Here is a 13,293-nt window from a genome sequence, read left to right as displayed (position 1 = left end):
CGATCAGTCCTTGTCGAGCCCGCCCGACATGTTGAGCCGCTCGGCGGTCATGTATTTCGGGGCGTCGAGGCAGAGCCAGACGACGGCTTCGGCAACCTCCGCGATCTCGGCGCGGCGGCCAAGCGGGATGCGGCGCGTGCGTTCGTCGAGAAAGGCCTGCAAATCGTTGCGGCCGGTGGCTCGGGCGAGGTCGACTTCGGTCGAGCGCTGCATCTCGGTGTCCATCATACCGGGCGCCAGGCTGTTGACTTGCACGCCATAGGGCGCCAGCGCCACCGCCGCCGCGCGGGTGATGGAATCGACGCCGGCCTTGCTCGCCGTGTAAGCGGTGTAATCCGGCAGCGCCATGCGCGAACCCGGCGAGGTGATGTTGATGATGCGCCCCGAACGCTGGTCGCGCATCACCCGGCCCGCTGCCTTGCAGGCCATGGCAAGCGCGGTGACGTTGAGCGCCAGCGTGCGCGTCCACGCCTTGTAGGTGGCCTCGAGGAACGGTTCGATCACGCCATAGCCGGCATTGTTGACAAGGACGTCGATGCCGCCCCAGCGCACGACCACCTTTTCCACGGCCGCTTCCGCCGCGCCTTCCAGGGTGAAATCGCCGATGATGGTTTCGCTTTCCACGCCGATTTCGCTGATCTGCCGGGCGGTCTCGGCCGCTCCCTCGCCATTGATGTCGGTAATCGCGACCGCACAACCGCGTCGGGCCAGCTGGATCGCCACCTCGCGGCCCAGGCCGCCCGCGGCACCGGTGACCAGTGCTCTCCTTGGCGTTGTGTTTTGATTTTCGGCAGGCAAGCGAGCACTCTCCCAGTGGTCATCTTGACGTGCTTGATACCGGTACCATAAATGCCTGTCAACGGTGATATGCTATTGTCCGCTGGGCCACACGTTCCATTGGTATAGGGAGGAAAAATGAAGGTCGTTGCGCTCGAAACATTGCAGCTGGCGGAGTTCCCGTTCCTGTTCTGGCTGCGCGTCCACACCGATGCCGGCCTCATCGGCACCGGCGAGACCTTCTGGGCGCCGGGGCCTGTCGCCTCCTACATCCATGACAATGTCGCCGCTTACCTTCTGGGCAAGGATCCGCGCGACATCGAGCTGCACGACCGTACACTGGGCAGCGTCTATGTCGGGGCGCGCGATTCCGGCGCAGAGGTGCGCGGCAATTCCGCCGTCAACATCGCGCTGTGGGACATCTATGGCCAGGCGCTCGGCGAGCCGGTGTGGCGGCTGCTCGGCGGCCGCACGCACAAGGCCGTGCCGATCTACAACACCTGCGCCGGCTACAAGCATGTCCGCGCCACCAAGAAGAACGCCCTGTTCGAGCGCGGCGAAGACTGGTCGCTCAAAGCCGGCGACTCAAACGAAGGCCCGTATGAGGATCTTCTCGCCTGGCGCTACAATGCCGGAGACCTTGCCAAAAGCCTGAGATCCGAAGGCATCGGCGCGATGAAGATATGGCCGTTCGACATCGCCGCCGAGGCATCGAACGGCACCCGCATTTCGCTTGCCGATCTCGACAAGGCGCTGGAGCCGTTTCAGAAAATTCGTGACGCCGTCGGCCGCGACATGGAAATCATGGTCGAGCTGCATGGGCTGTGGACCTTGCCGCCGGTGCTGCGCATCGCCGAGGCGTTGAAACCCTACGACGTCGCCTGGCTGGAGGAGCCGATCCGCTACAATGAGCTCGACGCGATGGCCGAGCTCGCCCGCCACACCTCCATCCCGATCGCCGCCAGCGAGCGGCTGGCCTCGCGGCAGATGTTCAAGCAGTTGATCGACAAGCGCGCGGCCAGCGTGATCATGATCGACCTCGCCTGGTGCGGGGGCTTGAGCGAAGCACGCAAGATCGCCAACATGGCCGAGGCCAGCGAACTGCCGGTGACCTTGCACGATTGCACCGGGCCGATCGTCTATGCCGCCAGTTGCGCGCTGTCGGCCACCTTGCCGAACGTCAACTACCAGGAAGCGGTCCGCGCCTATTTCACCGGCTGGTACACCGAGATCGTCGCCGACATCCCGCCCGTCAGCAATGGCCATGTCGCGCCGCTCGAAGGTGCGGGGCTTGGCCTCAGCCTGCGGCCGGAGCTGTTCCAGCGGCCAGACGCCACGGTGCGCATCACCAAAATCTAGCATCTTTGCGACTCTTTTAGAGCCAGTAGACATTATGCTATTATAATCTATTATCGGCCAAAGCGAGCGACCAACAAGCTCGCCGCCGGTGCCGCCTGCCCCGGTGCGAATACGGACCAGGGAGGCCCCGGTGGCAATTTCAGCGGCGCGAGCGCGCGACGATTTCAAGGGCGCTCCAAACCTGCCCGACAAGCAGGTCCTGCTCGACCTGTTCGAACGCATGGTGCTGTTGCGCCGTTTCGAAAGCATTGCCCAGATCGCCTGCCGCAAGGGCGAGACGCCCGGCTTTCTGCATCTCTATATCGGCGAAGAGGCGACAGGTGTCGGCGTCTGCGCGCATCTGCGTCCGACCGATTGGGTCACCTCGACCCATCGCGGCCACGGCCACGCACTGGCCAAGGGCGCCAATCCCGGACGGGTGATGGCCGAGCTGTTCGGCAAGGCCGACGGCATTTGCGGCGGTCGTGGCGGCACCATGCATCTCTATGACCGCTCGGTCGGCCTGTTCGGCACCAATGGCATCGTCGCCGCCGGCATCGGCCATGCCGTCGGCATCGGCATGAGCGCGCGCCAGCAGGGGCGTGATGACATCGGCGTCGCCTTCTTCGGCGATGGCGCCGCCAATCATGGCGGTTTTCACGAGGCGCTCAACTTTGCCGCTGTGCAGCGCGCGCCGGCGGTCTTCATCTGCGAGAACAATCTCTACGCCACCGCCACACCGCTCAAATCCATAACGCTCAATCCGGAAATCGCCACCAAGGCCGCGTCCTACGGCATGCCTGGTGTCGCGGTCGACGGCAACGACGTCTTCGCCGTCTGGCTGGCGATGAAGGAAGCCACCGAACGCGCCCGTTCCGGGAAGGGTCCGACGCTGATCGAGGCCAAGACCTATCGCACTGTCGGCCACCATGAGGGCGATCCCGTCATCGGCACCTACCGCACGCAGGAGGAGCTCGACGCCTGGATCAAGCGCGATCCCATCGACATGTTCCGCAAGAAGCTGATTGAGGATTACGGCATTGCCGATGCCGAGGTGCTTGCCGCAATCGAGGCGCGAATCGAGAAGGTCGTCGAGGAAGCGCTGGCCTTTGCCCGCAATTCGCCCGAGCCCGATCCGGCGACGGTGCGCCTGCATGTGTTTGCCGATCCCATCAATCCACCGGCTGCCCTGCAGCCGCGAGCCGCCGGCGAGACGCGCACGCAGGGCTGGCTGGAAGCCGTGCGCGACGGCATCGCCGAAGAGATGCGCGCCAATCCGGCGATCCTCTATTTCGGCGAGGGCACCGGCGAGCGCGGCGGCAGCTTTGCCCACACCAAGAACCTCTGGCAGGAGTTCGGCGCCGGGCGCATGGTCGACACGCCGATCTCCGAGCAAGGTTTTACCGCCGCCGCTGTCGGCGCCTCGGCCACCGGTGCACGCACCGTTTCGGACCTGATGTTCGCCGACTTCGCCTTCGAGACCGCAGGGCAGATTTTCCTTCAGGCGGCCAAGCTGCGCTACATGACCAGCGGCCTGATGAGCGCGCCGATGGTGGTGCGCGTCGGCGCCGGCGCGCTGCGCAGTTCCGGGCCGCACCATAGCGGCATCTACCACCCGGTCTTCGCCCATATGCCTGGCCTCATCGTCTGCGTCCCCTCGACCCCGGCCGACGCCAAAGGCCTCATGAAGACCGCGTTGCGGGCCGGTGACCCCGTCATCATGCTCGAACCCAAGGCGCTGTTCGCCTCCAAGGGCGAGGTGCCCGTGGGCGAACACTACGTGCCGTTCGGCGTCGCGCGTATCGCCCGCGCCGGCACCGACATCACCATTGTTGCCGCCGGCCAGATGGTGCAGCGCGTGCTGGAGGCGGCCGAAGCGCTCGCCGCCGACGGCATAGAGGCCGAGGTCATCGACCCGCGCACCATCATGCCGCTCGACATCGACACGATCGTCGCCAGCGTGCGAAAGACCCATCGCCTGCTTATCGTCGACGAAGCCTGGGCCATGTGCGGCCTTGGCGGCGAGATTGCACAATCCATCAACGAACTTGCCTTCGATGAACTCGACGCCCCGCCCGGAAGGCTGCACACGGCACCGACATCGCATCCCTTCGCGCCGGTGCTGGAGCGCGCCATGCTGGTTGATACGCCTCGCATCGTCCAGGGCGTGCGCGACGTCATCGCGGGGCGGCCGCCGGTACCTGATCACTGGTACACAGTCGGACTGAAAAGTGCCGCGCCGGCTAAATCGGCGTCTGCTCCTGTCAAGGTGACGCCACCTGCGGCGCTGGCGCCAGTTGGCCCCACCAGCGACGACGAGCCGATAACGATGCCATTCGGCGATCTCACTGTCAGCGAAGGCACCGTCGTCAAATGGCTGAAAGCGGTCGGCGACATGGTCAAGGAAGGCGAACTGATCGCCGAGATCGAGACCGACAAGGCCGTGGTCGAGATCGATGCGCCGGTCAGCGGCAAGCTTGTTGCGATCGATCAGCCGGTCGGCGCCGTGGTGCCGATGGGCGGCCGCATCGGCGGCATCAAGAAGTAATCATCGTATCCATGCAAATTCGAAGGGCAAGCATGAAGATCCTGTGTGCCAACTGGCAAGCCGCCGACGAAGCCGAACTCGAACGCGAGCACTATCCCGACATCGAGTTCATCCTCGCCCGCTCGACCAACGACAAGGCGGCTGAGCTCGGTCCGGCCATCTGCGAGGCCGTCGATGCCGTCATCAACTATTCGCCGACCCACAATGTCGCGGCCGCTCCGACCGCCTTTCCCAAGGCGAGGATCGCGGTGCGCTCCGGCGTCGGCTTCGACAACATCGACACGGCCGGCTGGGGCGCGCGCAAGATTCCGGCATGCAATGTTCCGGACTACGGCACGACCGAAGTTGCCGACCATGCCATCGGCCTGATGCTGGCGCTGACGCGCGGCACCTCCGCCTATGGACCCGAGCTTTCCGGCAATGGCGCCGAAGGTTGGCATTTCTCCAAGGCGCCGCTGGTGCGCCGGCACAAGGGCGCGACCTTCGGCATTGTCGGGCTCGGTCGCATCGGGCTGGCCACCGCTCGCCGCGCCGCCGCCTTCGACATGAAGGTGATGTTCCACGATCCGCATCTTCTGTCCGGCGTCGACCTGTCGACCGGCTATGAACGCGTTCATTCGCTGGCCGAGCTGATGGCGCGATCGGACGTGGTCAGCGTCCACACGCCGTTGAGCGTGGAGACCCGCAAGCTGCTCGGCGCTTCTGTCTTCGCCATCGCCAGGCCTGGCCTTGTGCTGATCAACACCGCGCGCGGCCCGATAGTCGATCTCGATGCGCTGGAGGCGGCGATGCGCAACGGCACTGTTGCCGGCGCAGGGCTGGACGTGTTGCCGAACGAACCCGGTGATCTCGACCATCCGCTGTTGGCGGCATGGCGGCGTCGTGAACCATGGATTGCCAACCGGCTGATCGTCACCCCGCACGCCGCCTTCTACAGCCCGGCATCGATGCGCGACCTCCGGCTGAAATCGATCGAGGTCGTGCAGGCATATCTCGCTCAGGGACGGCTCACCAACTGCGTCAACTCAGAGTATCTGAAATGAACATCGCGGTGGCGCAGGCGCGGCGGCAGGCTGTTTCGCCCTATGCGCGCCGCCTGGCGCGCGAGCGCTCTCTCCCGCTCGACGTATTTCGGGGCAGCGGTCCGGGCGGTCGCGTCCTGGCCGTCGACGTGCTTGGCTTTGTGCCCGTGGCAGAGCCGGTCGAACCGCCGACTGTCGCGGTCGCCGCGCTCCGCATCGCCGCCTTTGCCGCATCAATCGCGCTCGGGGCTCTGAATGAGCTGCTGGCCGCGCTGGAGAGCGCGGGGAAAACGTTGGACATCGACGACATCCTGCTGCGCGCGACAGGTCGCGCCTTCGCTGAGATACCCGATATCGCCAAGGTCGCCGACGCGCCCGTAGCGTTGGAACTGATGGGACGACAAGCGGTGTTCGCCACGGCTCCGGAGATGCCCCTGACATCGCTGCGCGCAATGCGGTTTGCGGCACTGGCTGACAACCGTGACGACACGGAAAGACCGGCCGCACTGTCCCTGCGGCTTTTCCCGGCTGGCGACATCCGGCCGCTGACGATGCCGCTCTTGTCGGGCCGCGCCATGCGCCTGACGGTCTCGGTCAACACGGCAGGCGATCACGCCGAATGCTTTCTCACAGCGGATGCGGCAAGCGTTGACGAGGCGGCAGCGGCCGCGTGGCTCATCGCCTTGAAGTCCACGATCGAACACCCTTTCCGGCTCTTCGTCTGAGGCGGTTGATGGTCGCCAACGTTGCCTAGCCTCAGGCGATGGAAGCTATTATAAAAGCTTCGACACAGGCGCGACGAGGCTCATGGATCATTCCGTTCCCACCATCGACAGTCTTCCCAGGCGCACACTCGGCCGCGCCAACGGCCCGCTCTATCGGCAGCTTGCCGACATCCTGCGCGAGCCGATCGGCAACGGCACCTTTCCCGTCGGCGGCGAATTGCCGAAGGAGGCAACCATTGCCGAGCATTTCGGCGTCAGCCTGATCACGGTCCGCCAAGCGCTGCGAGATCTCGAGGCCGACGGCCTGATCAGGAAGCGTTCGGCCAAGCCCGCGGTGGTCGCGGCGCGCAGCCCATCGGTCAATCTGAGCTGGAAGTTCAAGAATTTTGCCGACATGGCGGCCTTCACCAAGGACGCGCAACTGACGGTGAAGTCCTATCGCAAGGAGGTTTCCCCGGTACTCCAGCGCCATTTCGGCATGGGCAAGGACGAGGCCGGCTATTGCCTGCGCAGCGTGCTGTCGATCGGCGAACAGAGGAAGGCGCAGATCACCACCTACTTTCCGCCGGATATCGGCGCCCGCTTAAAGCGGGAAGACTTTTCCGATGTGCTGATCTTCCGCTCGGTGCAAAAACATCTCGGCCTGCGGCTCGATGTGGCGCATGTCACGGTGCGCGCCGAAATCGCCGATGAGGCGGTTGCCGCCGACCTCGGCATTGCGCTGGGCAGTCCGGTGCTGACGGTGGAGATGCTCTATCAGTCGGCGGACCAGCGCAGCATCGAATTCTCCGTCGCGCGCCACCCCGCCGATATCTTCAGCATCACTTACGACGCGCCGAACGACCTGTCCTGAAGCGTACCCGACCAGCATTTTCTAATGTTGGTCGCATAGACAGACCTATAAAATTATAATAGCATGATAGCTTGGCTGAAGTGCCGGCCATGGGAGGAGTCGCAAGGGAGGAAATCCTGCGAAATTCCGCTCGCGAACGCAGCCTCGGAGGAAGCGCCATCAAATTGACATCCGCATTTGGTACCGGTATCAATTTACAGTCTTCATCCGATCAAGATGGCGCGGTCCATCGCCGGCTGGGCAGGAAACACTAGGGAGGAGACCATGAAATTGAGGAGCTTGTGCGCCGGCTTCGTGGCGCTTGCCGGGTTTGTGGCCACCGTTGGCGCGACCCCCGGCCATACCGAAGACAAGAAGCCCTACGTCATCTACCTTTCCAACAATTTCGTCGGCAATGATTGGCGCCAGCAGATGGAACGCGTCGCCAATGTCGCGGTCAACAAAGGGCCGCTCAAGGGGCGTGTCGACCTCAAGATCGAAAACGCCGAGGGCACGGTCCAGGCGCAGATCAATTCGCTGAACAACATCATCCGGCAGAAGCCCGCCGCGATCCTCATCGACGCGTCGTCGGCGGAAGCTCTCAATCCGACCATCAAGAAAGCCTGCGACGCTGGCATCATCGTCGTCAGCTTCGACCAGACCGTGTCGGCGCAATGCGCCTACAAGCTGCACTCCGATTTCGATATCATGGCCAACAACCAGGCTGAATGGATGGCATCCATCCTCGGCGGCAAGGGCAAGGTCTTCATGGATCGCGGTCTCGCGGGCGCGCCGATTTCCGAGCAGTTCGAGAAGAACTTCGGCGCCGTGCTGAAGAGGTATCCGGGCATCGAGATCGTCGGCTATTTCAACGGCAACTATGCGGCCGGGCCTGAACAGGAAGGCGTTGCCAGTCTGCTTGCCGCGCACCCGGAAGTCGACGGCATCTTCTCGCAGGGCTATGGCACCGGCGCCATCAAGGCATTGCAGAATGCCGATCGTCCTTTGGTGCCAATCGTCGCCGCCGCCTTCAACGGCACCGGCGTCATCTGTGCCCAGACCAAGGGCGCGAAGTGCTGGCTGGGCGCCAATCCGCCGTCCCTGTCCGCCGAGGCGATCAAGCTGGCGGTCGACATACTCGACACCGGCAAGAAGCCGGCCGACACGACCGTGCTGTTCAACTCACCGGGCCTGACCACGGATATGGTCGATGCCAAATACGCCCCCAATTCCTCGGCGGTGAAGATTGAACTTGGCAAGACAGTATTTGCCGATCTGGCGCCGGGCCTGTCCCTGCCGGTCACGCCCAGCTGGGTCGAGATCACACCCAAGGAGGCGTCGGGCAACTGAGTTGGCCAAAGCGGCGCGCCGACAGTCTGCGCCGATATTCGAAACGAGAATGGGAGGAGAAAATCATGAAATCATTGAGCCGTAACATCGGTCTTGCAGCCCTTGCCACCGCCATGATGGCAATCGGCATGCATGCTGGCCACGCCGAGGACAAGAAGCCCTACACGATCTATCTCTCGAACAATTTCGTCGGCAATGACTGGCGCCAGCAGATGGAGCGCGTCGCCACCGTCTCGGTGAACAAGGGGCCGCTCAAAGGCCGCGTCGATCTCAAGATCGAGAATGTCGAGAACACGGTCCAGGCGCAGATCAACTCGCTGAACAACATCATTCGCCAGAAGCCCGACGCCATCCTCGTCGATGCCGGCTCGGATTCGGCGTTGAACCCGACCATCAAGAAGGCCTGCGACGCCGGCATCGTCGTCATCAGCTTCGACCAGGTGGTGACCGAGCCCTGCGCTTTCGCCGTCGCCTCCGACTGGGATCGTATTCCGTCGGTGATGGCCGAATGGATGGCCACACAGCTCGGCGGCAAGGGCAACATCATCCTCGACCGTGGCCTGGCCGGCGCGCCGATCTCCGCCCAGCTTCAGCAGGGCTATGAGAAGGTCCTGGCCAAATATCCCGACATCAAGGTCGTCGGCTACTATAACGGCAACTACGCGCTTGGACCGGAACAGTCGGGCGTCGCGGCCCTGCTTGCCGCCAACCCGAAGATCGACGGCATCATGACGCAAGGCTACGGCTCGGGCGCCATCCAGGCACTGAAGGATGCAGGCCGGCCGATCGTTCCGGTCGTCGGCTTCTCCTACAATGTCGCGGCCCTAACCTGCGCGCAGACGCAAGGTGCGAAATGCATCCTTGGCTCCAACCCCGCCTATCTGTCGTCGGAAGCCATCAAGCTGGCGGTCGACATTCTCGACACCGGCAAGAAGCCGGCCGAACGCTCCGTTTCGGTCAAGGGCGACTTCGTCACCACCGATCCCTTCGAGTCCAAGCTCTACCCGGGCACCAAGATGATCAAGATCGCGGTCGGCGAAAATGCCTTCCCCGACCAGGCACCCGGCCTGACGCTGCCGATCACGCCCGACTGGGTCGAGATCACCGCCGCGGAAGCCGCCGGCAGCAAGTAACATCCGATACCACGACCCTGTCTCCCGGCATCGCAAGATGTCGGGAGAGCTTTTCGAAGGCGCATCATGGACCTTGTCACCGTCACAGGCCTTTCCAAACGCTATGGCGGCATCGTTGCGCTGAGCGAGGCGACATTCAGCGCCCGCGCTGGCGAAGTGCATGCGCTGCTCGGCGAGAATGGCGCGGGAAAGAGCACCTTCATCCAGATACTGTCGGGCGCTGTGAGGCATGATGGCGGCTCGATCCGGGTCGACGGCCGGGACTATCGCCCCGCCAATCCGGATGCCGCCCAGGCGCGGGGCATCGCCGCCGTGTTCCAGGAACTATCGCTGATCCCCGATCTCAGCGTCGAGCAGAACATCTGGTTCCGCCACGAACCAAGAACGTTGCTGCGCACGGTCAATCGCGGCGAGATGCGCCGCAAGACGATGGCGCTGCTCGACAAATACAATTTTCCAGCACTTCGCCCTGACCAGGAATTGCGGCGGCTGACACTGGCCGAACGGCAGATCGTCGAGATCGCCAAGGGGTTGGCCAAGGACCCGCGCATCCTGATCCTCGACGAAGCGACGTCGGCGCTGCCGGCGCGGGAGGCCGAATGGTTACTCAATCTCACCCGGCAACTGGCCGCCGAGGGCAGGCTGGTCATCTTCATCTCGCACCGCATGGCCGAGGTGCGCGCCATCGCCGATCGGCTGACCATCTTCCGCAATGGCAGCACCATCGCCGTGCACGAGGCGAATGCCGTATCCGACGATCAGATCGTCACCCAGATGATCGGCCGGCACCTCGACCGGCTCTATCCCGAGCGCGTGGCCACGGCGACCGATCGCATCGCGCTCAGGGTCAAGGGATTTTCCAGTGGCAGCCGGCTCTCCGGCGTCGACCTTGCCTTGCATGAGGGCGAGGTGCTTGGCGTCGGCGGCCTGCAGGGCCACGGCCAGCGCGAGCTGTTCCAGGCGCTGTTTGGAGCCACCAAGGCCAGCGGCGCCATCGAGCTGTGGGGCAAACCCGTCTCGATCAACAATCCGCGCCAGGCGCTGACCGGCAAGGACGGCATCGCGCTGGTGCCGGAGGATCGACGCGGGCAGGGCCTGCTTTTGACCAAAAGCGTGCGCGAGAACCTGACCCTGTCCGTCATCAAGCGCTTCACGGAAAACGGTTTTCTGAGCCGGCAAAAGGAGACGGCGCTGGTCAAGGAGATGGTCGACTTCCTGCGCATCAAGGCCGGCACATCGGAGCAGCTTGCCGGCACTTTGTCCGGCGGCAACCAGCAAAAGGTGATCTTCGGCAAGATGCTGCTGACGCAGGCGCGCGTGCTTTTGCTCTACGACGACGCGCGGTGTCGATGTCGGCACCAAGGGCGAGATCTTCCAGCTGATGCGCGACCTCGCGGCCAAGGGCTACGCGATCCTGTTCCATTCCAGCGACATGCCGGAACTCGTCCATGTCGCCGATCGCGTGCTCGTCATGCGCAACGGGCGCGTCGCCGCGATGCTCGAAGGCGACCGCATTTCGGAGGCAGGCATTTTGCGCGCCGCCATGCTTGAAAGCGAGGCTGCTTGAGGCATGGTGATGGCGATCGCTGAGAGACCTGTGGAAATGGCGCAAAGGCCAGCTGAAATGAAACAAGCCGCGCGGGGTATCGATTGGCGTGGCCGCGCGCTCGACCGCGCGCCGTTCCTTGTCGCTTGCCTGATGCTGGCCTTGATCGTTGCCATCTATGGCAGCCTGCAGTCCGGGGTCTTTTCGCTGGACGAGCTCAACCTCGACACGGCGGCGGCGATGACGCTGATGCTGGCGGCGACCGGCCAGACCATCGTGCTGGTGCGCGGCGGCATCGATCTGTCGATCGGCGGCATGATCAGCCTCGGAACGGTGATCGCGGCGACGCGCTTCACCGATGATCCATCGACCACGGCGCTTTGGATATTGATCATCCTCGTACTCGGCTTCCTGATCGGCGCGCTCAACGGCCTGCTGATCTCGCTGCTCAAGCTGCAGCCCTTCCTGGTGACGCTCGCCACCTGGTCGATCCTCAATGGCGTCGCCATGATCATCCTGCCGACCGATGGCGGCAGCGTTCCCTCCTGGTGGGTCGGCTTCGCTTCCGCGCAGCTCATCGGCCTGGCCAGCCCGGTCTGGATGCTGATCGGCCTGCTGCTGTTCTGGTGGTGGTTCCGTACCACCGGCGTCGGCATTACCATTCAGGCGACAGGCTCCAACGAAAAGTCCGCCTTTTTGTCGGGGGTCTCGATCACCCGCGTCAACCTCATCACCTACGGCCTGTCCGGTCTGTTCGCGGCGGGTGCTGCCCTCTTCCTGGTGACGCAGACCGGCGCCGGTTCGCCGACCATCGGCAAGGACTATATCCTGCCTTCGGTGGCGGCGGCGGTGATCGGCGGCGTCAGCCTGTTCGGCGGCCGTGGTCATCTGGCCGGCACGCTGATCGGCGCCTTCGTGCTGACCCTGATCGGTAACCTCGTCTTCGTCCTGCACGTGTCGAGCTACTGGCAGCCGGTCGCTTCCGGCGTCATCCTGCTGCTCTCGGTGCTGGCCAGTTCCGTTGCCGAAAAGGCCGCAAGGAGCCGCGTGCAATGACCGCCTTCCTCGCTCGCAACCGGCTCATCGTGCTCGCTTATGCCGGCATGGTCGTGCTGCTCCTGGTCACGGCGCTGTTCTCGCCGGGCTTCCTGTCTGTCTCCAACATGCGCTCGACCGTCGTGCTGGCGGCCTTCGTCGGCATCGTCGCGCTCGGCCAGACCTTTGTCATCATCGGCGGCGGCATCGACCTGTCGGTGCCATGGGTGCTCAATTCGGCGGCCATCGTCATGGCGCTGCTGTGCGGCGGCCAGGACCTGCCGCTGGTCTGGGTCATGCCGCTGCTGCTTGCCGGCGGCGCTTTCATCGGGCTGATCAACGGTGTCGGTGTCGCCCGGTTCGGCGTGCCGCCGATAATCATGACGCTGGCCACCAATGTCATCCTGCAAGGCCTGATCCTGGTGCTGACCGGCGGCTCGCCGACGCCCTCGGCGCCAACCCTGATCCAGTTCCTGTCGGTCGGCCGCATCGGTGGCTTCCCGGTCATCGCGCTGATCTGGCTGGCGCTGACGCTGGTCGCGACGCTGCTGCTCTCCAAGGCAGCCTTCGGCCGCCATCTCTATGCGCTTGGTACCAGCGCGACCGTTGCTGAATTCTCCGGCGTGCCGACCGCTCGCACCACTATCCTCACCTACGTGATCTCGGGCCTCACCGCCGCCTTCGCCGGCATGCTGTTGACCGGCTATTCAGGCCAGGCCTATCTCGGCATGGGCGACGCCTATCTGTTCACCTCGATAGCGGCGGTCGCCATCGGCGGCGCCTCGATCCTCGGCGGCAGCGGCCATTATCTCGGCACCGTCGCCGGCGCCATGGTGCTGACTATCCTCACCGGCCTGCTGCCGGCGCTGAACCTGTCGAGCGGTGCGCTGCTCATCGTCTATGGCGCGGTGATCCTGCTCACCGTGTCGATCGGCAGCGAAACCTTTGCCGGACTTGGCGGCAAGCTGCGCGGAAAAGAGGGCTGAG

The 13,293-nt window shown here is 64.2% G+C and carries 11 protein-coding genes; 10 read left to right on the top strand and 1 reads right to left on the bottom strand.

The annotated features are described in order from the left end of the window. Nucleotides 1-3 precede the first annotated feature (3 nt). Nucleotides 4-798, bottom strand: a complete 795-nt coding sequence (locus LGH82_RS17215) for an SDR family NAD(P)-dependent oxidoreductase (RefSeq protein WP_227343888.1) — start codon at nt 796-798, stop codon at nt 4-6. Nucleotides 799-915: 117 nt separating this feature from the next. On the opposite strand from LGH82_RS17215, the gene LGH82_RS17210 reads away from it, so the two are divergent. The 10 genes from LGH82_RS17210 (at nt 916) to LGH82_RS17165 (ending at nt 13,292) form a co-directional block, all read left to right on the top strand. After that, nucleotides 916-2,136: a mandelate racemase/muconate lactonizing enzyme family protein gene (locus tag LGH82_RS17210; protein ID WP_227343887.1), complete on the top strand. Its 1,221-nt coding sequence runs from the start codon at nt 916-918 to the stop codon at nt 2,134-2,136. A gap of 130 nt (nt 2,137-2,266) precedes the next feature. Next, nucleotides 2,267-4,663, top strand: a complete 2,397-nt coding sequence (locus LGH82_RS17205; RefSeq protein ID WP_227343886.1) for a thiamine pyrophosphate-dependent enzyme — start codon at nt 2,267-2,269, stop codon at nt 4,661-4,663. Between the two features lie 32 nt (nt 4,664-4,695). After that, nucleotides 4,696-5,706, top strand: coding sequence for a C-terminal binding protein (locus LGH82_RS17200; RefSeq protein ID WP_227343885.1), 1,011 nt, complete (start codon nt 4,696-4,698; stop codon nt 5,704-5,706). Next, nucleotides 5,703-6,410 carry an E3 binding domain-containing protein gene (locus LGH82_RS17195; RefSeq protein ID WP_227343884.1) on the top strand — a complete coding sequence of 236 codons (708 nt, stop codon included), beginning with the start codon at nt 5,703-5,705 and terminating at the stop codon, nt 6,408-6,410. The genes LGH82_RS17200 and LGH82_RS17195 overlap by 4 nt, the downstream gene beginning before the upstream one ends. 82 nt (nt 6,411-6,492) lie before the next feature. Then, nucleotides 6,493-7,263, top strand: coding sequence for a GntR family transcriptional regulator (locus LGH82_RS17190; RefSeq protein ID WP_227343883.1), 771 nt, complete (start codon nt 6,493-6,495; stop codon nt 7,261-7,263). 264 nt (nt 7,264-7,527) lie between these two features. After that, a complete protein-coding gene (locus tag LGH82_RS17185; protein WP_227343882.1) occupies nt 7,528-8,592 on the top strand; it encodes a substrate-binding domain-containing protein in 1,065 nt (354 codons plus the stop codon). A 65-nt stretch (nt 8,593-8,657) separates the two neighbouring features. After that, the gene (locus LGH82_RS17180) at nt 8,658-9,725 is read left to right on the top strand and encodes a substrate-binding domain-containing protein (protein WP_227343881.1); all 1,068 of its coding nucleotides are present in this window, start codon (nt 8,658-8,660) and stop codon (nt 9,723-9,725) included. 66 nt (nt 9,726-9,791) lie between these two features. Continuing rightward, nucleotides 9,792-11,276: a sugar ABC transporter ATP-binding protein gene (locus LGH82_RS17175; RefSeq protein ID WP_227343880.1), complete on the top strand. Its 1,485-nt coding sequence runs from the start codon at nt 9,792-9,794 to the stop codon at nt 11,274-11,276. A gap of 73 nt (nt 11,277-11,349) precedes the next feature. Continuing rightward, on the top strand, nt 11,350-12,327 hold the full coding sequence (locus tag LGH82_RS17170; protein ID WP_227343879.1) for an ABC transporter permease: 978 nt from the start codon (nt 11,350-11,352) through the stop codon (nt 12,325-12,327). Then, a complete protein-coding gene (locus LGH82_RS17165; RefSeq protein WP_227343878.1) occupies nt 12,324-13,292 on the top strand; it encodes an ABC transporter permease in 969 nt (322 codons plus the stop codon). The genes LGH82_RS17170 and LGH82_RS17165 overlap by 4 nt, the downstream gene beginning before the upstream one ends. Nucleotide 13,293 lies beyond the last annotated feature (1 nt).

Origin of the sequence: Mesorhizobium sp. PAMC28654 (assembly GCF_020616515.1) — a bacterium.
In the GTDB taxonomy this organism is placed as follows: Bacteria; Pseudomonadota; Alphaproteobacteria; order Rhizobiales; family Rhizobiaceae; genus Mesorhizobium.
This window is presented reverse-complemented; position numbering and strand designations above follow the sequence as displayed.

Coding starts and splice junctions, on each gene's coding strand:
- LGH82_RS17210 (WP_227343887.1), top strand. CDS start 916: ATGAAGGTCGTTGCGCTCGAAACATTGCAGCTGGCGGAGTTCCCGTTC.
- LGH82_RS17200 (WP_227343885.1), top strand. CDS start 4,696: ATGAAGATCCTGTGTGCCAACTGGCAAGCCGCCGACGAAGCCGAACTC.
- LGH82_RS17195 (WP_227343884.1), top strand. CDS start 5,703: ATGAACATCGCGGTGGCGCAGGCGCGGCGGCAGGCTGTTTCGCCCTAT.
- LGH82_RS17190 (WP_227343883.1), top strand. CDS start 6,493: ATGGATCATTCCGTTCCCACCATCGACAGTCTTCCCAGGCGCACACTC.
- LGH82_RS17185 (WP_227343882.1), top strand. CDS start 7,528: ATGAAATTGAGGAGCTTGTGCGCCGGCTTCGTGGCGCTTGCCGGGTTT.
- LGH82_RS17180 (WP_227343881.1), top strand. CDS start 8,658: ATGAAATCATTGAGCCGTAACATCGGTCTTGCAGCCCTTGCCACCGCC.
- LGH82_RS17175 (WP_227343880.1), top strand. CDS start 9,792: ATGGACCTTGTCACCGTCACAGGCCTTTCCAAACGCTATGGCGGCATC.
- LGH82_RS17170 (WP_227343879.1), top strand. CDS start 11,350: ATGAAACAAGCCGCGCGGGGTATCGATTGGCGTGGCCGCGCGCTCGAC.
- LGH82_RS17165 (WP_227343878.1), top strand. CDS start 12,324: ATGACCGCCTTCCTCGCTCGCAACCGGCTCATCGTGCTCGCTTATGCC.